This is a genomic window from Paenibacillus sp. FSL H3-0302 (assembly GCF_037982245.1).
Classification (GTDB): Bacteria; Bacillota; Bacilli; order Paenibacillales; family Paenibacillaceae; genus Paenibacillus_AQ; species Paenibacillus_AQ odorifer.
Genome location: NZ_CP150284.1, coordinates 5,026,414 through 5,049,700 on the forward strand (window position 1 = coordinate 5,026,414; position 23,287 = coordinate 5,049,700).

At 43.1% G+C, this 23,287-nt stretch carries 23 protein-coding genes; 5 read left to right on the forward strand and 18 right to left on the reverse strand.

Going from position 1 to position 23,287, the window contains the following annotated elements; all coding sequences use genetic code 11:
* Positions 1 to 104: 104 nt before the first annotated feature.
* The 3 genes from MHH50_RS22405 to MHH50_RS22415 form a co-directional block, all read right to left on the reverse strand.
* The gene (locus MHH50_RS22405; RefSeq protein WP_340033410.1) at positions 105 to 1,082 is read right to left on the reverse strand and encodes a phosphotransferase; all 978 of its coding nucleotides are present in this window, start codon (positions 1,080 to 1,082) and stop codon (positions 105 to 107) included.
* 249 nt (positions 1,083 to 1,331) lie between these two features.
* Positions 1,332 to 2,255, reverse strand: coding sequence for a helix-turn-helix transcriptional regulator (locus MHH50_RS22410; RefSeq protein WP_076130257.1), 924 nt, complete (start codon positions 2,253 to 2,255; stop codon positions 1,332 to 1,334).
* Between the two features lie 276 nt (positions 2,256 to 2,531).
* Positions 2,532 to 3,713 carry an MFS transporter gene (locus tag MHH50_RS22415; protein WP_340033411.1) on the reverse strand — a complete coding sequence of 394 codons (1,182 nt, stop codon included), beginning with the start codon at positions 3,711 to 3,713 and terminating at the stop codon, positions 2,532 to 2,534.
* 182 nt (positions 3,714 to 3,895) lie between these two features.
* On the opposite strand from MHH50_RS22415, the gene MHH50_RS22420 reads away from it, so the two are divergent.
* From MHH50_RS22420 to MHH50_RS22430, 3 genes are all read left to right on the forward strand, one after another.
* Positions 3,896 to 4,756: a LysR family transcriptional regulator gene (locus MHH50_RS22420; protein WP_248548368.1), complete on the forward strand. Its 861-nt coding sequence runs from the start codon at positions 3,896 to 3,898 to the stop codon at positions 4,754 to 4,756.
* An 80-nt stretch (positions 4,757 to 4,836) separates the two neighbouring features.
* Positions 4,837 to 5,244, forward strand: a complete 408-nt coding sequence (locus MHH50_RS22425; RefSeq protein WP_076130260.1) for a VOC family protein — start codon at positions 4,837 to 4,839, stop codon at positions 5,242 to 5,244.
* Between the two features lie 82 nt (positions 5,245 to 5,326).
* On the forward strand, positions 5,327 to 5,803 hold the full coding sequence (locus tag MHH50_RS22430; protein WP_340033412.1) for a hypothetical protein: 477 nt from the start codon (positions 5,327 to 5,329) through the stop codon (positions 5,801 to 5,803).
* A 103-nt stretch (positions 5,804 to 5,906) separates the two neighbouring features.
* On the opposite strand, the gene MHH50_RS22435 is transcribed toward MHH50_RS22430, so the two are convergent.
* From MHH50_RS22435 to MHH50_RS22460, 6 genes are all read right to left on the reverse strand, one after another.
* On the reverse strand, positions 5,907 to 6,257 hold the full coding sequence (locus MHH50_RS22435) for a DUF6678 family protein (RefSeq protein WP_218640935.1): 351 nt from the start codon (positions 6,255 to 6,257) through the stop codon (positions 5,907 to 5,909).
* Positions 6,258 to 6,584: 327 nt separating this feature from the next.
* On the reverse strand, positions 6,585 to 7,730 hold the full coding sequence (locus MHH50_RS22440) for a hypothetical protein (RefSeq protein ID WP_340033414.1): 1,146 nt from the start codon (positions 7,728 to 7,730) through the stop codon (positions 6,585 to 6,587).
* Positions 7,731 to 8,053: 323 nt separating this feature from the next.
* On the reverse strand, positions 8,054 to 8,557 hold the full coding sequence (locus tag MHH50_RS22445) for a DinB family protein (RefSeq protein ID WP_076218439.1): 504 nt from the start codon (positions 8,555 to 8,557) through the stop codon (positions 8,054 to 8,056).
* A 434-nt stretch (positions 8,558 to 8,991) separates the two neighbouring features.
* Positions 8,992 to 9,711 (reverse strand): SDR family NAD(P)-dependent oxidoreductase, encoded by a 720-nt coding sequence (locus MHH50_RS22450; RefSeq protein WP_076130262.1) that lies wholly within the window; start codon positions 9,709 to 9,711, stop codon positions 8,992 to 8,994.
* 292 nt (positions 9,712 to 10,003) lie between these two features.
* Positions 10,004 to 10,357: a VOC family protein gene (locus MHH50_RS22455; RefSeq protein ID WP_076186911.1), complete on the reverse strand. Its 354-nt coding sequence runs from the start codon at positions 10,355 to 10,357 to the stop codon at positions 10,004 to 10,006.
* A gap of 150 nt (positions 10,358 to 10,507) precedes the next feature.
* A complete protein-coding gene (locus tag MHH50_RS22460; RefSeq protein WP_076130264.1) occupies positions 10,508 to 11,119 on the reverse strand; it encodes a DedA family protein in 612 nt (203 codons plus the stop codon).
* An 85-nt stretch (positions 11,120 to 11,204) separates the two neighbouring features.
* Between MHH50_RS22460 and MHH50_RS22465 the strand changes: the two genes are divergently transcribed.
* Both MHH50_RS22465 and MHH50_RS22470 read left to right on the forward strand, forming a co-directional pair.
* Entirely contained in the window at positions 11,205 to 12,650 is a 1,446-nt protein-coding gene (locus MHH50_RS22465; protein WP_076218438.1) for a hypothetical protein, read from the forward strand.
* Positions 12,651 to 12,894: 244 nt separating this feature from the next.
* Positions 12,895 to 13,107, forward strand: coding sequence for a hypothetical protein (locus MHH50_RS22470; protein ID WP_038572647.1), 213 nt, complete (start codon positions 12,895 to 12,897; stop codon positions 13,105 to 13,107).
* Positions 13,108 to 13,192: 85 nt separating this feature from the next.
* On the opposite strand, the gene MHH50_RS22475 is transcribed toward MHH50_RS22470, so the two are convergent.
* The 9 genes from MHH50_RS22475 to MHH50_RS22515 form a co-directional block, all read right to left on the reverse strand.
* Positions 13,193 to 13,504 (reverse strand): hypothetical protein, encoded by a 312-nt coding sequence (locus tag MHH50_RS22475; protein ID WP_076277430.1) that lies wholly within the window; start codon positions 13,502 to 13,504, stop codon positions 13,193 to 13,195.
* A gap of 120 nt (positions 13,505 to 13,624) precedes the next feature.
* Positions 13,625 to 14,500 carry a cysteine ABC transporter substrate-binding protein gene (locus tag MHH50_RS22480; RefSeq protein WP_076130267.1) on the reverse strand — a complete coding sequence of 292 codons (876 nt, stop codon included), beginning with the start codon at positions 14,498 to 14,500 and terminating at the stop codon, positions 13,625 to 13,627.
* Positions 14,501 to 14,519: 19 nt separating this feature from the next.
* On the reverse strand, positions 14,520 to 15,275 hold the full coding sequence (locus MHH50_RS22485; RefSeq protein WP_076130268.1) for an amino acid ABC transporter ATP-binding protein: 756 nt from the start codon (positions 15,273 to 15,275) through the stop codon (positions 14,520 to 14,522).
* A 22-nt stretch (positions 15,276 to 15,297) separates the two neighbouring features.
* Entirely contained in the window at positions 15,298 to 15,975 is a 678-nt protein-coding gene (locus tag MHH50_RS22490) for an amino acid ABC transporter permease (RefSeq protein WP_340033415.1), read from the reverse strand.
* Entirely contained in the window at positions 15,956 to 16,621 is a 666-nt protein-coding gene (locus tag MHH50_RS22495) for an amino acid ABC transporter permease (protein ID WP_076186917.1), read from the reverse strand. Before MHH50_RS22495 ends, MHH50_RS22490 begins: the two co-directional genes overlap by 20 nt.
* A gap of 219 nt (positions 16,622 to 16,840) precedes the next feature.
* Positions 16,841 to 17,956 (reverse strand): glycoside hydrolase family 88 protein, encoded by a 1,116-nt coding sequence (locus tag MHH50_RS22500; protein ID WP_340033416.1) that lies wholly within the window; start codon positions 17,954 to 17,956, stop codon positions 16,841 to 16,843.
* Positions 17,946 to 19,811, reverse strand: a complete 1,866-nt coding sequence (locus MHH50_RS22505; protein ID WP_340033417.1) for a DUF2264 domain-containing protein — start codon at positions 19,809 to 19,811, stop codon at positions 17,946 to 17,948. The genes MHH50_RS22500 and MHH50_RS22505 overlap by 11 nt, the downstream gene beginning before the upstream one ends.
* Before the next feature lie 24 nt (positions 19,812 to 19,835).
* Positions 19,836 to 21,434, reverse strand: a complete 1,599-nt coding sequence (locus MHH50_RS22510; protein WP_076130272.1) for a helix-turn-helix domain-containing protein — start codon at positions 21,432 to 21,434, stop codon at positions 19,836 to 19,838.
* The gene (locus MHH50_RS22515) at positions 21,409 to 23,208 is read right to left on the reverse strand and encodes a sensor histidine kinase (protein ID WP_339188046.1); all 1,800 of its coding nucleotides are present in this window, start codon (positions 23,206 to 23,208) and stop codon (positions 21,409 to 21,411) included. Before MHH50_RS22515 ends, MHH50_RS22510 begins: the two co-directional genes overlap by 26 nt.
* Positions 23,209 to 23,287 lie beyond the last annotated feature (79 nt).

Below are 23,287 nucleotides of genomic sequence, written 5' to 3' on the forward strand. Positions count from 1 at the left end.
ATAGCTGCGATACGGTCCGATACGATCAAGATCGCGCAAAGGGCAGCTGATCACGCAGCTGGCTAATCGTGATTTGAGCCAACGTTTCCCGTTAGTGGAACAAACTACTCCCAGTAAGGAGTCCCACTAAAAAGAAATTTTTCTTTATTTACATATAACTTAAATTCCCGACTTGATAATCTACTAATATGACTGGGTAACCACTCATTAGATTCAGGCAACCCAAGCCAAAAATTCATTGTTTCGAGTTGGGCAGCTACAAAGAAGCCTTCTAACTGTTGAACATAGTTATGAGGCAGGTCGAATTGTTTGGCGTATGATTCTAGCAACTGGCTTCTGAACGCTGGGTGGATATAAGAAAGTGCCCAACCTAAATCGAATAAATAATATCCGAACCCGCAAGCTCCAAAATCAATGGCTCTAGCTTCTTGTTTATGAAACACATAATTACTTGGAATCAAGTCTGCGTGAATTATCCCCCAGTTGCCAGGCGTTCTTTCTATATCGTTCATCATTAAAATTGCACGCTCACCGGCCAATTGCAGAATTCCCACATCATTTTTATTGAGCTCACCACCGTCGGCAAGCTGTTTGAGCTTTTCTAATGATTGCGAAATTCTAGTATTATCAAAGGATGGTCTAGTAAATGATTGCGGAACCTTCCAAATAGATGATTGTTTATGAAGCTTTCCGATCAATTCACCTACGCACTCGGCATCATTGACTGTTGGAACAAATTGTTTTTGTTCACCCTCTACCCATTTTACCAATGTACAGTTCATGTCAGCTATCTTAGTAACATATTCACCAATGTTATTTTTTATAGGTGACGGTAACACCAGATCAGTATCATTTATTAATGATTGCAGCCAAATCATTTCTGAATGAATGACTTTTTCCTCAGACCAAATACTTTCCATCGAATCATTTTTTGATAGATGTATCCGCAAACTATAGCAGTTACTTTCCTTATCTGTCACTTTATAGATGGTGTTTGCATTTTGGCCAATATGAGCTATTGATTGATAAGTAATCGAATAACAAGTTAATGCTTCTATTGCAACATCATGAGTATTTAACATGTTCTCCTCACTCCCCCTGAAACAACCGAATAAGGACATCGTACCATGACTTTTTCTAATAGTTCGGGAGAGAACTCTTATATTTATATTTTATCCACCACTTAGTTTATTAAGGTAACTTGCCCGTTAGTTGAATAAAGGCAGCCGATCACATTTACTGACGGGCTGCCTTTATCGTGTTTATGGAACTAGCGTTTCCCGTTAGCTTAATGCCATTGCCTATGCATCACCAATCTCCGATATACGTGTCTACTTTACTTTATTTAATAAGTTTGTCACCATTCTACTCAATGTCCCTTGATCGACGAAAGGAGCAAGGCTTGCCAGCAGATCTGGGCTAAGATGTTCAGCTTCGACTCCACTAATTAACTTCTCGAGATTTTCCCTGTCCAGAAAAGGTGCGAGGCTTATGATCCGGTTAGCATCAATAGTGCCATCTGCAACCCGGTCTACCAAGCGGCTTAACGTTTCTCTGCTAATAAAGGGTGCCAGCCCTTGAACGAAATGCCAGCTCAAGCTACCCTCTTCTGCTTGTTGAACCAACCGATCTACATGTTCTCTTTCAAGAAACGGGGCAATTCCAACAAGATTGTGCACTTCTAAGGAACCGTCAATCGATTTATCTACCAGTCGGCTTAATGTGTCGCTGCTGACGAACGGAGCGAGTCCAGTAATGGCATTCCACATAATTTCGCCCTCTTCTGCCTGACGAACCAGTTCATCCAATGTATCTGTTCCAAGGAACGGAGCCAGCCGCATGATCACGTCTAACTTAAGGACGCTGCTGTCTAATCGTTCTGTAACCTTATGCAGAGCGCTTGCTTTTACAAACGGTGCTACTTCTACAAGCTCTTCCACCTTCATCTCACCGGTATTGACCATCTCTGCAACTTGGTCCGGCCTGTTCTCTGCGATCTCCTCAACGATCGTTCCTAGGTGCTGGTGCTCCCGATTTTCTGAGTTGTCTCCTGCATTTAAAATGTCGTCTACCGTTTTGCCGAATAACCTCGCAAACTGCGGAAGCGTTCCGATATCCGGTAGCGAGTCGCCCCGTTCCCATTTCGATACCGCTTGATGACTTACATTCAGTTGATCGGCAAGTTCCAATTGGGTCAAATCCTGGTCTTTGCGAAGCTTCGAAATATAAGCTCCAATTTTACGCAAGTCGAGCATTGTATACCTCCAATAAAACAAAATGTACAGTGCGCACTGTCGAAAACAGCATAGCATTTCCTCAAACGCAATCCTATCAAGCGGTGGTTGAATTTTCATAGGCGCTTTATTCAACTGTCGGTAGAATTCTCCACTTTTGTCACTTTCATTTATAGGTTTTTTTCTACAGTTCATTTCCATTATCCTGCCTGCTAGTTGAATTACACCACGTACGTTCATAGGTCCATGCAAGCACAACTTCACTAATTGATCAACATGAAGTATCACACGAAACCTTTAATGGAGACGAGAAATGGATGGAGAACTTTTTTTATTTCCTATAGCCATTTGAACGATAATCTGAAGCACGATGATTACAGACAAACCATAGAATGCTTGAACGAAGCTGCCTGTTGCATCGTGGAGCCAGCCAATCGCTAGCGGCCCAAGCGCTCCGAGAATGTAGCCACCAGATTGGGTCATTGCGGACCAGCTACTAGCTTCTTGAGCATTACTTGTTTCATCAATGGGCAACATCAGTGCAATCGGGAACAGCCCACCCGCTCCAATACCGAGTGGAATCGCCGCAAGCCAGGGGCTAACGGATAGGTTCAGCATCAAGACACCCGTCAACTCTAATATTGCACACCCGACAAGCCAGAATACACGTCTTTGGTAACGATGTACAAGCATCGGAATGAACAAAGTAGAGGGCAGCGATATCAAGGTAAATAAAGTTTGGATTTTGCCGGCAGTCTCTTGGCTATACCCCTGGCTTTGGATTGCTGGCGCAAGCCAAGCGGTCAACGAATAGAAGATCGCTGCCATCAGCCCGAAGAATAATGTCAGCACCCAGGCACGTCTATTGTTCACCGGAAGTGGTGCATTAAGTACACTCGAGATTTTACCGGATTGTCGATCTGTGCGCGCAGACCAGGCTAATCTCAACCAAATCGGCAATGCAATGACTGCCAGTAATGCCCATACAGCCAACGAGCCTCTCCACGAACCACCCAATGTATACTGTAGCGGAACCGATAGTCCCACACTAATGCTGGCCCCCATCACCATCGCTGTAGAGTAAATACCCACCATGGATGCCACTCGGTCAGGGAAATACTGCTTAATGAAGCTGGACAACAGCGGCCCTGCCAATGCAATTCCTACACCGGAAAGAAAAGAAGTGAACATCATCAAAGGAGTTGTACCAACAAACCATCGTAATCCCGTACCTACCCCAATGAGGATTAAAGCCAGAACAATTGCGCCCTCATTTCCCCACCTTCTGCTTAATCGTACAGAGAACGGAGCAAATATGCCCATGCATAATACCGGAAGTGCGGTTAACAAACTGGCGGTAATCCCGCTTATACCCAAATCATTCTGAATGATGCTCATTAGAGGAGAAATGGATGTAATGGGTGGTCGTAAATTCAGTGAAGCCAGGATAAGCGCCAAGACGATATAAAAAAGTTTCATTATGAATCACCTCATGGTAGTAGTATCGATGCATTCTCCCATGATCCTATTTGTTAATAGCAGATCTTTGGGAGGGCACGATTAAGTATAGAATCATTAGAATGATTGAACAATACTATAGTTTCTATTAAAATGATTACTAAAACCAATGATTAGAGGTCATTCATATGGAGATTCGTCAGATGGAAAACTTCATTGCTGTGTGTGAGGAGCTTCATTTTACACGAGCAGCTGAGAAGCTTGGCATATCTCAGCCTACGTTGAGTCAACAAATACGCGCGCTTGAGGATGAACTCGGAGTTCCCTTATTTGACCGAGTCGGCAAAAAGATTGTGATGACTCAAGCAGGAAATCTGTTTTTGGAGCACTGTGTACAGATGATTCGGCATTTACAGAATACCCAGGATGCGTTAGCTGAATTACGCAATGATCAACGAGGTCGGTTGGTAATTGGTGTTCTCCCTTCCGATCTGGACTATCGGCTCACCCCATTGCTCGTAAATTTTCATACGCGATTCCCCAAGGTGCAGCTGAAGCTTATCTCTTCGATCTACGTCTTGAATCAAGTACTGGATAATGAAGTAGACATCGGGATCGAGATCACCTCTGCTCCAGATGATCGGCTTGTACGCATTCCCTTGTGCAGTGAAGAATATGTACTTGTCGTTTCTGAGAATCATGATTGGGCTGAACGAAGCACGATTGTAATCCAGGAACTGCGTAATATCCAAACTGTGATGTTCCCCGAAGGATTTACAGGCAGAGAATTGGTTGATGGCTATTGCCGAAAATATGGATTCAGCTTAAATACGATCATGGAGACCAGTTCGGCAACTTCCATTATTAGCTTGGTGAAAGCCAACGTCGGAGGAACATTGCTGCCTTACCGTTTGATCCAAGCAATGAATGAACCAACACTACGCTGCATCCGAATTACAGACGATCCGCCATATCGTCACTTTGAGATCATTCATCGGTCCGACCGTTTTCTGACAAAATCGGCCAAGGCATTTATTGAGAAAACTATCGAGTATTTCAACTAAAGGTGAGATGCGAAAGAGATCGCTTCTGCTGCCAGAAGTAGAGTATAGTAGGAATGAAAATATATTAGGAGGCTACAGCCATGTCACAGGAGATTTGGATTAACCTGCCAGTCAAAGATGTTGAGAGGTCAACTGCCTTTTTCAATGAGATTGGATTCCAAGCGGTGAGTGTTGGTAACGAGAGAGCTAAGCTTGTTATAGGTCAAACAACAATTCTGCTGTTCCCGGATGCGGCGTTTGAGAAATTTACTGGTTCAAAAACCGCAGATACTTCCCATAGCGCTGAAGTAATCTTCTCCATTGGTGCTGAAAGCAGAGAAGAAGTAGATGCCTTTGTCCAAAAAGTAGAGGCTGCTGGAGGAAACATCTTTGGCAAGCCAAGTGAGACTGACGGCTGGATGTACGGCGCAGGATTTGCCGACCTGGACGGTCACCGCTGGAATCTGCTGTACATGGATGAGAGCAAAATGCCAAAACGCGAAATTTGAAGCGAAAAGCCAACACCAACAAATCCAAGATATGGTGTAATGATTCGGGCTTATACGTGGATGAAAAGAGCTGGGGAACGGAATGAATAAAGAAAATAGGGACTTCGCTGAACAAGTTCTTAAACATCTTTGTATTGGGGCAAAAATTGATGGTCTTAGATTTGGAGTATCAAGTGGTGCTACTCAAGTTTATTTAACTAAGTATGAAGGCTTCGATGATTTAGCTGGTCAACTGTACCTGAACATTGAATCAAAGTGGACTATATTGGATTCAGTTCCCTCTCAATACCCTAGTAATGAAAGTCAAATTGCAGATGTTTCTGAGGAAGAAAAATACAGTCAGATCATAAAGATGAGACGTGAAAAGATTATAGATATACAATTGGGAGACAGCACTCCACATTTAATTATAAGCTTTGAATCAGGTAGCATACTATTTGTTATTGGTTTTCATGAGAAGTATGAATGTTGGCAGGTGGGAGTAGAATCTGATAACTGGCTAGTTGTTGCATGTCCAATGAATGGAATTGCTACATGGACTTCAAATAAATTTGAATAATAATAAAACACTCCATTGTCAGGAGTGTTTTTTCTTTTATATACAGATATACATTTAATGGTCAAACTGTACTTTGTGTTTGGAAGCATTGAGGTGAAGCGTATTATATATAATCAATGAATTCATTAGTTTTGTTATATCCATAAATTATGATGGAGTCGGTAGTTACTTCACCTGGAACATGTATTTTTTTCAAGATTTGAATTAAATCAGCATTTATCGAGTCATTTTCAGCATGAATTTCTAACCACTCAATAAATTTGTAACCACCATCTGAAAAATGGTAATACCAATCTCCATCCCAAAGGCTGATATAGCCAGTATCAATGTCTTTAATCCTCCATTTGGTTGGAAAGGCATAGTTGAGCATTGCTTGTCTTATTTCTTCCCATTTTGTGTTGTTCATTAAAGGTTTTAGTTCATTTGAATCCATATATTCACCTTTTTCATCCATCAGTACTGAACGTGTTTATTCCACTTCATCATTTTCTCTTGTACAAAACTTCCCGGTAGTTGAATGAAGGCAGCTGATCGCATTGACTGACGGGCTGCCTTATCATGTTTATTGAACTAACGTGTCCCGTTAGCGTAATGCAATCAGTAAAAAACTTACCCATACCTACGGTTCACCACTTTGGTTGAAGCGGTGAATTTTGGAGCCACTCTTATATCAACCGAGCACTCATTTTCGGCACGTGACAATTTTCCCAATTAGCTTTTATGAACGCCCGATGCATGAGCAAGCGTGTTGTACTTGAGATAATCATCATATTACTGATCGTCACTCTGCTGTGAATTGTTGTGTTGAGTTCACACCCTCCACAACTTGGCCGCTAGACAGATAGTAATCTCTTTGCACTGAACCGTCTGTTTTGGTGCTGTTGACCACAAAGACCTGGCCTACTTCTATCGGCATCAGATAGTTATCGTAAGGAAGATAATTGTCCACCAGTGGAAGGTCTTGGATATCTTCATAGGCGTCCTCCAATCGCCAAAATTCTCGATAGGCGTAATCCTTGAACCCGTTCAAATCCTGCTTACCAAAATAAGATGCTGCATATTCCTTGCCCTGTAAGGAGATGTAATCTACTCTGGATGGCTCAATATCTTTAGCAATCCAACTTAGGTTCTCAGAATAAATGTTATCGCCATAATGCTCCTGTAATTGATTGCCCATACAAGGGATGGATTGGGTCTTATAGTCCATTTCATCAAGCCCGGTATGCGCTGAGCCGTAAATGCCCATAACGCTCTCATTGCCCAACTTCTCAAATTCGCGAATAAAGTTTTCCGTCATCGTGTCTTCCCGATATACGCCGTCTTCTTTGCTGTAAAAAACACGGCCTTGCCGGATCGCTTCCATTGTTAAAGTATACTTCTCCGATTCTCCCAGATCGTTTGCCACAAGATAAGATAAATAGCGGCTCCCGGTAGTTTCATATTGATGCCCGATGTCTGTGCCGTGGAAAATCGTCTCCGGACACTCGCTCTTTATTTTTTTGTAGAACTCTTTGACATCAGGGTTGTGACTACGTGTCCGTTCCCAATCATCATAAATCTCCTCTAAAATATCATCATTGTCCGACTGCATCCATAGATTCAAGTATTCGGCGGTAAAATAGGGCAGCTCGACGAATAAGTGCCTCATGCCCTCGTTATGGTAGTATTGAGACCACAATTTATATTCCTTGTCCAATATCTTGGCTACGCCGTGTGCTTCACCGTACAGATAAATGCTGCCCGATGCTTGCGCTACCACAGGTGTCACTATAGTCGGCTGCGCAGATTTACTTGCTGTCTTGCCTGCGGTGGAATTATCGCAGGCAGTAAGGCTACTGACCACAAGTATAACGATCAGGGTAAGCAGCAGAGGTTGTACAAGCATCATTTTCGCTTTTGCTACGAAGATGAGATTACGGTCATTCATAAACTAAGATCAACCTTTCATATACATTTATAAATCCATAATTTGGTATTCCCTAGCTGTTGCAAGATTTCCTGCTATCTCATCTTCAATTCTATATAGATTAAGGGAAAATGTGTCCTTTAGCGCAACGAAGGTAGCCGTTCATATAGACCAGCTACCTTCGTTTTAGATTAAGCTATTGTTTCCCGTTAGTTCAATAGAATCAACAGTTTCAGTCCGATGGTATCCTCTTGTCTATGATTCAAGCCACCACTTTTAATCCCATGATAAAATACTTATAAATCCCACTATAGCCAAACGGCCAAAGCGGATATAATCTTACTCTAAATTACTGGAGGTAGCGCTCCATACTCGGCCCACTGCTCTTTTGTCGGGCCGTAAAGATCCGGCACACGAAGGCCTGCCTGACGCATCAGTACTGTCATCTGACCACGATGATGAATCTCATGCTTTACGAGAATTTCCAGCATTAAGCCGTTTGGCCATTGATCACCATACATATCGCTCATGATAAGCAGATTCTCATCTTTCCAACTGGACTGTATAGCATCAAGGAGCGCTTGTGAGGTCCTCTTATAGACTGACGCGATGTCTGCTGCCGAAGCTGGCACCGGCATATCTTCGCCCGGTCCTTCGAAAGACAGTCCCGTCCGAGATGGCATTTCGTGCAACGTCTGTACAAGGTGCCATGCAACACGTCCAAGCGTTCTATGATCGCTTGTTATCTGTTGGCCAAGAGACTCGTCCGTCAGCATCTCCAGTGTCCGCATTGTTGCTTCCGTTTCATTCTGCCAAGTTGCGGCAAAATCTTTAATGTGTTTATACATATCCAACATCTCCTTTTTGTAATGGAATCAAGTTTATTGTATCGAACATTAGTTCGCAAGTAAATATTTACATTTACTTGAACTACCCCCGTTAACCAAACGAAGCTGCCGAAAATCATTGTGCTAATCCCGAAATGTAATTAACTACGTATGGTTAATACTTTTGATCATTTTGTTTACGCTAGTCTGCCTATTAGCTTAATAAAAAGAGCAGGATACCGAAGCACTTGTTTATCAATGTAATGTATTATTCAACTATCGTATCCCGTTAGCTCAACCGTTATTTATGATACGGCTCACCGTAGTATATCTAAGCATAAATTAGAGTTTGACCAAACTTTACACATTCATGTATAAAGCGAAAACCACTCCTTTACTATGGAGTGGTTTCTTAGAACCTCGCTTTTTCGCACTATCATTCTCAATGGAGTCGACTACGCATTTGTATCCAACATTGCTGGAATATTTATTTCTTTTACACAAGAGGCTTTGGAAAGGTTCATTAAGCATTTAACTAAAGAAACAATATCTTGAAGAGGAATCTGTGTACCGCCATACGCAGACAAGACTTTCTCAATTCCATCTTCCAATGGAATTTGGGTTGCAATTTCACCAGGATTTATACAAGTCACACCGATCCCATACTTTTTTACATGCTCCCTTATAGAATTTCCAATACCACGCAAACCGAACTTAGAAGCTACAAATGAAACTTGCGTAAAATCATTATGTTCAAGACCTGCCGTAGAACCAATTAAGAAAATTTTTGCGTTATCTGACTTTTTTAGATTCGGTAAAAGCTTCTGTATGCAGGTAATAGCTGAAGTAACATTTACATTAATGATGTTGACGATTTCAGCTGGGTCATCTTTTTCAAAATCATAGTCATCCCTGAAGCCTTTGCTCTCCCATATCCCTACATTATATATTAATACGTCTATTGTAACGTCATTTACTGTATTCGCAATCAGCTTGCTTGCATCAGATTTCGCTAAATCAGCCTCAATCCAATATTTCTGTACACCATCTTCAAGATTTAAATTGTTAGGATAAGTTCTAGAAACCACCCAAACACGATCACCTTTTTCTGGCAATCCTTTGAAGAATGCCTCACCTAATCCTTTACTTGCTCCGAAGATAATAAAATTTCTCATAAGTTATCCTTTCGATATGATTTATCTCTGCATTTAATCATTAAATTCACAGTGAATGCTGAAAATCATTCAATATAAGAATCACCAAGAACATTGAATTTTTATATGACGCTTCCCTCACCAATGAATTTATACTTACTTATAATACGGTTATGCATGATTATGTTCAACTATCCTGCCCGTTAGTTGAATAAAGACAGCCGATCCACTGATCGGCTGCCTTATGTCATCATTTAGCTATCGCTATTCGATAGTTTAACAATCAAGATTTCTGCACGCTGTGACCACTCTTCTAATGTCTATGCTCAAGGATGTTGATAAGTTTGCCAAACGGGTCGCGGACATAGAATCGCCGAACACCCCAAGGCTCATCAACAAGCCCATATTCTATCGGAAATCCAGCTTTCTTCATGCTTTCAAATGTAGCATCGACATCATCGACTTCAATTGATAGATCAGGCGTAGGCGTTTCTGAGCCACCCTGTGAGGCAAAACTAATCTGAATGCTCATCTCCTCGTCTAAACCATAAGTTCTAATCCAACCATGATCCATCATTAAATCAAGACCGAGCACATCCTCGTAGAAGCATTTAGCTGCCGTGAGATCCTTCGTGTTTATATTGGCGACGATTCGTTTGACCTTCATTTCAAACCTCCCAGACAGAAGTAGATTATCCTTGAATATAGAATGCATTCAACATATAACAGTTAATTCTAGCCTCGACGTTCCTGACCTTTATTTATCCATATTTAGCTGCGGAGGCTCACCGAGCAGAAAACACCCGAAGAACTGGCATTAAGTCTGGTTACGAAATCTCCGTACTAACCACCTCAACACAAGAAGCACCACGATTCCGCAAATGGTATAACTGATTGGGCGAATAAATTGCTCAACGATACCCCAGTTGTCACCTAAGCGGTATCCCAGATAGATCAAAGCTAAGTTCCACGGGATACAGCCGAGTGCTGTAAATGTTATGAATCTCCAAGCTTTCATTCCAGCAACCCCTGCGGGCAGTGAGATAAAAGTACGAATAAAGGGCAACATACGAGTAAAAAATACGGTACTCTCGCCATAACGCTCGAACCAACGCTCCGATTGCTCCAAATGATGCTCATTCAGGAGAATATATTTTCCGTATTTCTCTAATAACCGGCGTCCACCAGCCTTACCAATATAATAGGCAATGATGGAACCCAGTAGGTTTCCGAATATCCCAGCAACAGCAACTTCCATAAAAGTAAGCGAGCCTTGCGCAATCAGCCAGCCACCGCTGAGCATAATCACCTCACTGGGAATGGGGATACAGGCACTCTCTAGAATCATCCCTAACCAGATGCCCCAAATACCCATAGAATTAACAAGGTGAAGCGCGGATTCAGATATCCACGTAAATAGTTGATGCATGAGTGTTCACTCCGCTTCATAAATTTTACTATTCCTTAAGAAAGTCTCGTTATAATTGAACAAAAAACGGGGGGAAAACAAAATAATGATGAAATTCAATATACACAAATTTTTGTATGGCATATTCGTTATAGCCGCTATCTTGCTGATGTTCCCTAAATTTTCTTACAATGATCCCGATACCTTCTGGCATATAGAGCTAGGACAATATATGATCGGGCACGGACAAGTTCTACATCATGCCATACATACTTTTTACGGAGATAAGCTGCCCTACGTCCCTCATGAATTCGGATTCCAGCTGCTCGTTGCCCCGCTTTATGCAGCTTTTGGATGGCCGGGTGTGTATATTTTGACCGCTGTATGCTTGTTCTTTTTAGTGCTCGGATTGCTTCGGCTGGGTAAGGTTTCACGCAAAGAACTGGGACTTCAAGAAGACCATGTACTCCTGCTCCCTTTTGTGCTGCTAATTTCTTGCTGGATTTATTATAATTATTTCAAAGGCCGTCCACAGATGATCTCTTCGTTTATGATTGTCTGGTTTTTCGTATATTTACGTGAATATCAAATGAGTTCTCAAAAGAAATATGCCGCTGCGATGATTGCTCTTTCTATTGCCATTGCCAATTTCCATGCAGGAGTATGGCTTGTAATTGCTGTATTTACAGGGATGGCTCTGCTTGAATCCTTGATCCAAAAAACGCTGAATGGGCGTAAAATCATAGTCTTCAGTCTCGTCTGGTTCGTTGGCATTCTAAATCCAGGCGGCGTAAAAAGTCTCTTGTTTATTTTGACAGTTACGAAAAAGAACTTTAACCTGCTGATCAATGAATGGCAGCCGATTCGGTTCAATAGCTTGGAGAACTTGCCCATCTTACTATTGCTTTTGTTCTTTGCCTGCACACTTCCTTTTGCACTCCAGCGTAAACCGTTCCGTTTTTTTCTTATGCTTGGGATTCTATACCTCGGTGTATCAAACTTCAAGCAAAACCTGTTTATGTGGCTGTTCATCCCCTATTTTGCGGCTGTATTTTTTGATGCGCTTCCTGAGTTCACCAAAACAGGTATTCTAGTCCGACAAAGTACATTACGAGGGTTACTGGCAGTTGGCCTGCTGCTAAACATTGCTTATCTATTCCTTGTACCACCAGTTATTGACGCCAAAAAATATCCTATAGATGAAATGGACTATATTCTGCAGCATACATCTGAAGGTACACGTCCGAAAGTTCTCGCACACTACGGTTCATCCGGCTATGTCATGTTTCGAGGGGGAGATGTGTTATGTGATGGCAGACAAGATCCCTTCGTGACAAAAGATTCTCTTGGCGTATTGGGTTGGACTGCTTTTGAACGCTCGATGCACGGATTCTCTGAATACCTTCCCGAGATCGTTAATTACGATCAGCCCGATTATGTAATTACGAGCAAAAAGGTCTCCTATAAACTACTCAAGGAATGGACACAAAAATTCGGTCAGCCCGTATTTACAGGGACCTATGGCAGTGTCTTCTCGTTTATCCCAGAGTGATGATCCGGCTCGTTAATTCCTCACTCTGTAGAACGCAAAAAAACGCTGACCTGAGGCAATCTAGCCAATAGTCACCATCCGCAATTAAGTATTCTGATTAATAACATCCGTATGGTAAGGATATACATAATTACGACAAATAAGAAAAATAAGTTAGTAAAATATCAAATCTAGCGTTGATTGTTCCTAAATTGTATAGTATTTTATGGAAGAAAGGTAATTTAAAAGAAGGGAGGAATTAAAAATGGACAAGATGTGTATGGAAATGATGATGAACATGTGTATGGATGATATGATGTCTAAGATGAACTGTATGAAGATGGGCATGGAAAAAATGTCTGAAATGGGCATGATGGATATGAACATGGATATGATGATGAAAAAAATGCAGGACTGCGATGAAATGATGACTATGTGTATGACAATGATGCGCGAAGGAATGCAAATGTCTAAGTAGCCTATAGACCATCGTAAGTTTGGCAGAGCAGACTAACTGCATGCCTTTTTTTATTTTCTATTTATTATTACAATGTGAGCTTAAATTATATCCTGATATATCTACTCTGAATCTTCTTCGATAGATTAATCCGTTCCTGCTTTAACTCCCAGATTTTCTCTTTCCACCGGTACTGCTCTACTGGATCCCCACTTTCCCTCAGCTTATTAAATAAATCCATTAATATTGCATTTATATCGTCGAATTGAATCCACAGCTCTTTCACACTTTGTTCTGTTGTCTCAGCATGAGAAGCCTTGCTCAGCTTATTCAAACGGTCTATGATGTCAGCTTGCCACTGTCCATCGTTAATTGCTTTGGCGTAGTTTAAAAGATCCAGATAATCATCGACAGACATTTTCACCGACTCCTTATTCTGTGTATACCCAGTATTATACTCGGCATTATAGAAATTGCAATAGTCTATCTGTAGAAAAGGCATCTTCTCAGATGCCCCCGCAATGTTATTCCCAATCCGTTACTGGATTTTCCCGCCTTCAACGACAAGCTCATCAGTATATCCTTCACCGTAAATTTCATTTAAGGTTTCTTTGTAGGCTTGATGGATAAATTGTTCTTTACCAAGGGTATCAAGTTCTGTATTAATCCAGTCCAGCAATTCCTTATTCCCCTTTGCCACTGCTGGAGCTATTGTATCCTGACCCCCGAAAGCAGGAATGCTGACCGTAAATCCAGGATTTGATTTAGCCCAAGCAATGAGTTCTGTATTATCGTTAGCGATTGCCGCCCCCCGACCATCTTTAAGCGCTGCAAAAATCTCGGTGTACTGATCGAATTTGAGCAATTCAATATCCGGATATTCTTTGGTAAAATAGGTTTCCGCTGTCGTACCTTTAGCTACAATGAGCTTTTGCTTGTTCCCTTTTAATTGATCAATGGAAGTGATTGGAGCACTGTCTGGGGATACGATCCCAAAGGATAATTTCATGTACGGATTAGCAAAATCCACTTTTTCTTTTCTTTCCTCGGTGACCGTAAAGTTAGCCATAATGATATCAACCTTACCGGATTCAAGATAAGCCACGCGGCTGGCAGCATCAACTAACACAAATTCAACCTTCGAGTCATCCCCTAGCAGATCCTTGGCAAAGCGTTTGGCAATATACACATCAAATCCTTGGTTTTTACCCTCAGCGTCCACATAACCAAAAGGTGGTTTGTCTGCAAATACACCGATCTTAATCTTCCCTTTCTTCTTTAGCTGTTCAATAGAAGTGAATTTAGAAGATGCTGAGTTTCCGTTGTTATCCGAACTATTTCCGCAAGCAGCCAATCCCATCAATAATATACTTACACCTACCAGCATCGTTAGCCATTTCAAACTTTTCTTCATTTCTCTTCCTCTCCTATTTCTATAATTTTTCGTACTGAAATATATCCAGAAAATGCTGGGCACGTTCTGTCGCAGGGTGGGTAAAAAATTGTTGCGGGGCAGCGATCTCACATATCTTGCCTTGATCCATAAACACGATCCGATCCCCAACCGATTTGGCAAACCCCATTTCATGAGTCACGATGATCATCGTCATTCCTTGCTGAGCAAGCCCTAAGATCACATCAAGCACTTCCCGAACCATTTCCGGATCCAAGGATGCTGTCACTTCATCAAATAACATAATCTCCGGATTCATACATAAAGCTCTTACTATAGCTATTCTCTGCTTTTGTCCACCGGAAAGCTGGCGTGGATAGTCCAGTTTACGCTCAAGCAGCCCTACCCGCTCTAAGAGCTGTTCCGCTTGCTGCGTTGCTTCTTTAAGCTCTCTCTTTTGTACTTTCAGAGGGCCTAGAAGAATGTTATCCATAACCGTCATATGCGGGAATAACTCATAATTTTGAAAGACCATTCCGATATGCTGCCTAACTTCACGCCAATCTACAGCAGCCCCCGCGAGGTTCTGCCCACGATATTGTATCGCCCCTTCCTGAACCGGTTCCAAACCGTTAAGACAACGCAGGAACGTACTTTTTCCACAGCCAGAGGGACCGAGAATAACGATTACTTCTCCTTTTTCGACCTGCAATTCAATGCTGTCCAGAACCTTTCGCTCTCCAAAATATTTGTGTAATTGTGTAACCTCCAGCAGGAGTTCTCCGGAATCTGCCATTACAACCGTTCCTTCCTAAGCCTTAATTTTGCCATCTGCTTTCAACTTTTTTCGAAAGTCTGGATAACGGAAAACATACAGAAAAATATAATATAAAGATAAAGCCGTATACCCAGAATGAAGCGGTGGGCGCTTTTATCACGCCGAGTTCAATGATCTGCTGCCCGATCTTTACCACCTCAATCACTCCAATCAGCACCACCAGTGATGTTGTCTTGATCATTCGTGTGGCAAGATTAATCATTCCCGGCAGCATTCTGCGTACAGCCTGCGGGATCAAAATATGCCGATAAAGTTGACTGCTGCTCAGACCTAGCGCCCTGGCAGATTCCACCTGATGTTTTGGCATAGATTGCAAAGCTCCACGAACAAGATCCCCAATCTCCGCAGCTCCCCATAAGCTGAACACCAATATAGAGGTAACCTCCCCGCTGATATCGATATGAAGTAATGGAGAGAAACTGAAATGTACTACATACAGCCACACTAGAATCGGAATAATTCTAAAGGTCTCCAAATAAAGACGTAATATAAACCTTAATGGCCTCGATCCCAGCGTCCGGAGCAATCCCATAACGATCCCTAATAACGTACCGATTCCAATAGAGAGAAATGAAATTTCAATCGTTACAAGTAAGCCCCCTAATAATCGTTCGAAATTAGAACCTTCAAAAAGCACCTCAATCCCCGAATTCTGCATATCTCACCTTCCTTTCCACCCAAGTCAATAAAAGCGATAAGGGCAGGACTAACACCAAATAGGCGAGTACCAGAAGGAGCAGAGACTCCGCTGTTTTGTAATGCATGCCGATCAAGTCTTTTGCCACATTCATCAAATCCATTAAAGCAATGGCACCTACAATAGAGGTCTCCTTCAGCAGAAAGATCGCATTTGCCCCTAAAGAAGGAATACTTATCGCAAAGGCTTGGGGAAAAATAACATATCTGACCAGCTGCAGCTTAGACAGTCCAATGCTCTGACCTGATTCAATCTGCGATTGGCTAACTGCCTCGAACCCACTTCGAAAAGCCTCCGTCATATAGCTCCCGCCCAAAAATGTCATGCCTACAATCGCACAGGTCATTTCACTAAAGTGAATTCCGATCTTAGGTAAGCCATAGTAAAGAAAAAAGAGCTGCACAAGTAAAGGGGTGTTCCGTGAAAGCTCAATGTAGATCTTAATAACATCACTGACGATTTTGACCTTATAGTACAAGACGATACTGAACAGTAATCCAATAAGGAGTGAGAATACAATAGCTAACAACGCTAGCTTCACTGTCAGCCACATCGCCTCACCATAAAGCGGCAAACTCTCGTAGATAAACTCCCAGTCTAAATTCATATCTGAGTAACCCGATCCCCTTTTCTTAATTTCTAATAATTATCAAAATCTTACATTAAACCTTACGCGTGGTGATATGATTTTATTCATACTATTCCAAGTAAATAACTACGTTTTAAAACTCTTGTATAATAGTCCACACAAAAAAAACCGCTAAGAGATTAGTCTTAGCAGTTTCCTTCTTCTATAGGATAAACCTTGCCCCACCCTAACATCCCACTACCAATAGCCTCGGATGCCGGTCTGCAAGCGGATCAGCGCTTCCATATAATAATAATCTCCCCAAATCATATGACCATCAGGCACACGTCCACCTCTCACATGATAAGAACCATGCTTTAGAAGTCCCTCTGCTTCCGGATTTCCAGATGTCGCATAATCTTCCACTAGGGATTTCATACTACGGTGTAAAGCAACTTCATAAATGGCCCGGTCCGGATCGTCTACGCCTAGGTGATCGAGCAGTTCCAAAAGACCGGCTGCAGCAATCGCCGAAGCCGAGCTGTCGCGAGGGGTATCCGCTCCCACTGGCACATCGAAATCCCAATAAGCCACACTATCCTCCGGTAGATGGCTGATAAAATAATCCGCTAGGCTCTTAGAAGTCTTAAGAAAATCCTCATTCTGCGTATAGCGATACGCCAGAGCAAAACCGTATATTCCCCAAGCTTGACCACGTGTCCAGGTCGATCCGTCCTCATAACCTTGATGTGTTCCTCCACGAATTGCATTTCCGGTAGCCGGATCAAAATAAAAAGTATGGTAAGAGGAGGCATCCCCACGCACAAGAAATTTCCGGCTCTTAAACGCATGTTCGAGCGCTATTTCATAATAGCGCTTATCTCCTGTTTCCTCCGCTGCCCAGAATAATAGAGGTAAATTCATCAAGCAGTCAATAATGATACGTCCCGCATTCTCCGGGTCACACTCCAGTCCCCAGGCCTGAAGAATCCCTGCTGGTTCACGCCAGCGCTTGCACAGCGTGTCCGCAGCTTGCAGACCGACAGCTCGCGCCGCTTCGCTGCCCGTTATTTTCCACTCCGCTACTGCGGTCAGTGTATACAAGAAACCAATGTCATGATGGTCCAGGGCGATGTGCTGATCCAGACGATGCTTGAAGTCCCCTAACCAAGAGGCTGCCGCCTCCTTATAGCATGAATCCTTACTATATTCATAAGCAAGCCACATCATCCCAACATAGAAACCTTCTATCCAGTCGTCGTTGTCTCCCCATTCGTACTGTTGCCCCTCAGCGATATGAGGCAGTTTGCCCGGATGGTTAGCCATATTGCTCCCAACTTTGTGAATCGCATCCTCAATAGCCTTATTCCACATCTTTGTTTCTCCCTTCCCTTAAATCAACAGTATGCAAAAGTGTATCGTTACTAGGTTCGTATACAGCAACCCTTCCGTCCGAGTGCCATTGAATAAGCGGCGGTGAAGCAAGACTTGCCTGGTTCTCCGGAGTATTCGTCGCTCCGAAGACAGCAGATATCAATACTTGATCTCCCGGTTCCAGTCTGGAGTACAAGCTCGGAAGAAGTGTCCGCGGCTTCAGCAGATTGGTATTTGGCTCGGGATATACGCACTCTCCCCGATCAAAGCCGCTTAGCCTATGTATGGCACTGATTCCCCAGGGCAGCTGCACCGAAACAGCAGTGTTCGATACCTTAATGATTTCCCGTTCACTGTGCGAGAAGCCAGCTGACTGGCCAATGGCAAATCCACCCTCCGCTACATCCAGCCGCCGGGCAGTATGAATGCTGTGAACACGAACATGCCATAGACCTGCCGGAATAATCCATGTCTCCACATGTACATCACTCCAGGGATGCCAGCGGGAATATACATAGCTGTCCCCGATTTCCCAGGTCTCGCAGAATCTGCGTACCCGATAGTGTTCATCACATTCGCATAGTGCGAGTGTAGAATCGTAAGCGCCTTGAACCAACCCGTAACCCGCTTTCGGGACACTAAAACCAAACAGAGTGGAATATGCAAATTTAGAATATTTGGCTGCACTATGGGCCATATCAAAGTTAGCCATCTGGCCAGAGGTATAGGCAATAACATGCCTGTTTCCTTCCGGACGACTCACAAGCATTCGCGCCTCTTGGAGAGCCCGTACCTCTTTCAAAATAGGCAACGGCTCTTCCTCCGCCTGCCAAAAAGGATGATCATCTGGCAAGGCAAGAATAAGCATAGCTTTAAAGGCCCAATACGGAGATCCGGGGGCGTTGTAGTTCTCTGTCATGACTAGATTCGGATAAGCATATCCGATGCTAAGCAGTCCGTCTAATCCCATAATAGGTTGTTCAAACCACCAACGAAAATGGCGCATAATGATTCCTTTAAGAACGCCATATGAAAAAGGAACCATATCTGCATACACCAGCGCACTCCAGAATGAAACCTGTGCAAAACGATAGGTCAGGCTACGACCAAAAGGAAGTGCGCTTCCGTCCTCAGCGAACCAATAAATGAAATCCTCGGCAAATCGTGCGGATCTTTCCCGATAAACAGCAGCTCTCTGAGGATCATCATCCGCCATCAGCTTAGCGTATATCAGCGTATAATAATGCATAGCAAAAGCAATATAATAGTCCCTCTGATCGGTCAATCCATCGGAATACCAACCGTCACCAAGATAGTAATTATCGATCTGCGCTAGATAATCATCCATTATGCTCTGATCATAAGGTAATCCGACTTTCTTGAAGCCCACATTCACAAGAACCGTGAACATCAGCCAGTTATTCGGATTGGAACGATCCACATGATTAATCTGATTTAGCCAGTTATATACATTTATTTTCTGCGTGTCACTCAGCGGCTCCCACATTTTATGTGGTGCAAGAGCAAGCCCCAGTCCCAACACGGCCTGCTCTACCATACGCTGATCTTTGGTAGTAAATTGCCCCCAATATTCTTCATGCTCCGGGTCTGTTCCGTTGATGATCCCTTCCAGAAACATCGGCCAGAGTGCACTTTCCCCTCCACCGCTGGCATGGGGAACAAGGCCCCATAGAGGACGGGCGAAAGCTTCCATAAGCGCTGTAGCTTCATTGTATATCGATCCTGTAGCGCCCATATTAATTCCTGCACAACCAGAGGTAAATCTGCGCTCCAGTGGAGTATATAGTTCATTTAGGAACATCTGTAATTCATTTTTAGTGCCCTTTATTCCCACAGCAATGTTTCCTCCTGTCCACACTCAATGCCAAGTGGCATATTCACTAGGCCTCATGCCCATTTCCCGTTTAAACAGCTTGATGAAATAACTTTTGTTGGCATATCCCAGATACTCGGAGATCTCTTCCACTGTCTTTTCAGATTGGTTAAGCAGCTCCTTTGCCTTCTGAAGCTTTAGCATATTTACATATTCGATGAAGTTCTGGTTTGTTTCCCGTTTGAATAAGCGGCTGAAATAACTGGCATTTAAGTTAAGGCGGCCTGCCATGTCCTCCAGCGTTATTTTCTCCGTCACATGACTAATCACGAACTGCTGGGCTTTGATGACCTCACTCCGTTTAGACTTGATGGAGAACATACTTATTTTCCGCGCTAATTCCTCCAAGTACTGCACCAGCCATTGTTCCAAATGCTCCAGAGTTTCAATGTCACCAACCACGCTAAATAGCTTTTCTTCGGTTATAGGCAATGGAGATTGCAGAAGCTGTTTCGTCTTCATCTGCAAGTCCATCAGCAAGCGAAGCACACATTCCTTGACTTCATTCGGATGGAATTTTTGCGAGGCCACCCATTCCCTCCATTCCTTTACATGAACGCGAAGCTCCGTGTTCCTGTTCAAGGCAATATCATCATTGATAACAGCGTACAAGGTTCCATATTCAGCATAAATATCTTCTCCGGAAAAGCAGACTTCTTCAAAACGGTGGATTCCCGCCGCAGGGAGATAAAAGCGCTGTATTTTCTCCCTCAGCATCCGCTGCAATGTTCCGCGAATTTCCTCAGGACTGCGCGCCTCAGCGCCAAATAAGCAAGAGACAGAGAGTTTAAGATATTTTTGAACCGCAGAGGCTGCATTTTGAATGGAGTGATAGATAGCCTGGTGATCTTTGGAAGGCTGGTCGCTGCAAAAAAGAATGACAATCTCCTTATGGCTGTATCTCGAAATAAACAGACTGTGATCAGCCTCAAGCACTTCCTGCATAATATTCTCAACCGCAAAAGAAATCGTATATTCACTCATCCGGCGCACCCTTGAAGCTTCCTCTGGACGATCAATTACAATAACCAGCGGGATATAGTTTTTGGCATGGATCATAATTCCGTTTGATCGGGCCTGCTCGATCCAAGCCCCCTTATCCCAGGATTGATACAAGGTATCTTTTAGAAACTTTTCCTTCAGCGCGGCGCGATTTTGAGACTGCTTTTGCTTATAAACCAGCATCTCTGTATGCTGCTGCCTATTCAGTCCCACTTCCGCCACAAGGGTGCTAATCGCTTGCTGTAACTGCTCAATATCCAGTGATTCTTTTAAAATATATTCTCCTACGTTTAATTTCAGCGCTTGCTGGGCGTATTTGAATTCGTTGTGGCAGGAGAGAATAATCGCACGGATTCCGGGCTGCACAGCTCTGAATAGCTCCAGCATCTCCAGCCCGTTCATCTTGGGCATGCCAATATCGGTAATAATAAGATCTGGTGGACTCTGCTGTGCTTTTTCCCAAGCCTCGAGACCGCTATAATAACATCCGATGAGTTCAATACCGAGCTCACTCCAAGGTACGGCCTGCGACAAATAACGGATAACCGGATAGTCATCATCCACCAATATTGCCGTCAGCATTCTCCACACCCACCTTTCCGTAATCCAGAGGAAACTCCAGACAAATCTCTGTGCCCACATCAGGTTCACTTTGAATATTCAGCTTAAAAGAAGCGCCATAAATCATACTGAGGCGTTGGGCCACATTGCGTAAACCTATGCCAGAGAACCCTTTTCTGTCCTCCTCTGTAATTTTTTCGCTGCTGTATGCGGTTTCACGAAGTCTTGTTAAAGTTTCCGGCGACATCCCGATCCCATTATCCTTAATGGTGATAACCAAGCTTCCCGTAGTTGCAACAATACGAGCTTCAATAAAAATCTCGCCACCAAACTGCTCGAAGCCATGGATGATGGCATTCTCGATCATGGGTTGAATCATAAATCGAGGCACCAGTGCTTCAGCGCTACCGTCCGCTAAATTCATTTCCAGCCTGACCTGATTGGCATGGCGGAAATTCATTAAAGTGACATAATGCGATATCGTATCTGTCTCCTCACGAAGCGGGATAAACTCATTGTCTCTGTTAAAGGTCATCCGGAGCAAAGACGACAGTGAACCAATCAACTCAGCATTCTCCCGATCGCCTTGCATCAGGATATTTAAGCGAATCGAATTCAGCAGATTAAACATAAAATGTGGATTGATCTGCGCTTGCAGCATCTCTAGTTCGGCTTTTCTTTTTCCCGTCTGTTCATAAGTGATTTGTTCAATCATAGACTCGATCCGATCCAGCATCTGGTCAATGGTGCGGGCGAGCTGTGCTGCCTCATTATTCCCTCGAATGAACGAACGTTCATCCAACTGACCACGACCTATTCGCTTTACAAAAGCGCTTAATTTTACGATTGGCTGAGTCAGCTTTGAGATTAGAACAGTTAAGAGAACGGAAAACAAGGTAAAAAAAAGAATCTGCACCGCCAGGCTGATGAATAAAATCTGCTTATTTTTGGACAAGGCTGCCTTCAGCGGGATAATGCTGACCATCCGCCATTTGTTACTGCTCAGCTCCTGATCAACATATAAAAACTTCTCTCCGTCGATTTCCACAGTGTCAAGCTCGCCATCCATTTTCAACCACGTCATCGTCTCTCCGATTCGGGTCTTGTCAGCATGGGAAACTACAGTTCCCTTGTCATCCAAAAGCATCATCTCTTTATCATTATCGTTATTTAGATAAGGACGGAGCTTACGCTCATTGATATTAATAATTAAATATCCGATGGTACTGCTGGAGGTCGATTGAATCGGCCTCGCAATGGTTACCCAATCAGCTGAGCCTTTATCAGAATAATTGTAGTACGTATCGTGCTCCGCTCTCCAATAAGTCGAAATGGGTTGAATTTGTTTCAGCAACGATGTCCAATTTTTGTTGTAGAAATTTTTCGGGTTAAAGTCACTGTAAGGATAGCTGGTATAAATCAAACCATTTTTTCCGATTAACGTCACCTTCAAATATTCTGTTAAAACAAACATATCATCCAGCATCCGCGACATACGGTTATACTGAATGATCTGCTTTGGTGCACGGAGCGACTCTGAATCGGCAGACATCATCTGCCTGATCTCGCTGTTCTGGAGCACAAAGTTGGACTGTTCCAGTGTCTGTTCAAATATGGCATTCATATTGGCGCTGGCTGCATTTAAAGATTCTCTTGCGCTACCAACCGCTTTCTCCAGAATGAGATCCCGGGTCAAATAATCAGTAACCATGTAAATGCAGACAAGCGGGATCAGCACGCAGATCAGCGATGACCAGACAAGTTTCTTACGGAGGGATTGATGCTTTCTAAACACGGATTACAGGCCCCACATCTGTTTGAATTTGGAGCAGGAGGCAGAAATGCTTTCCTGCCCCCACATTATAAGCCCCCTT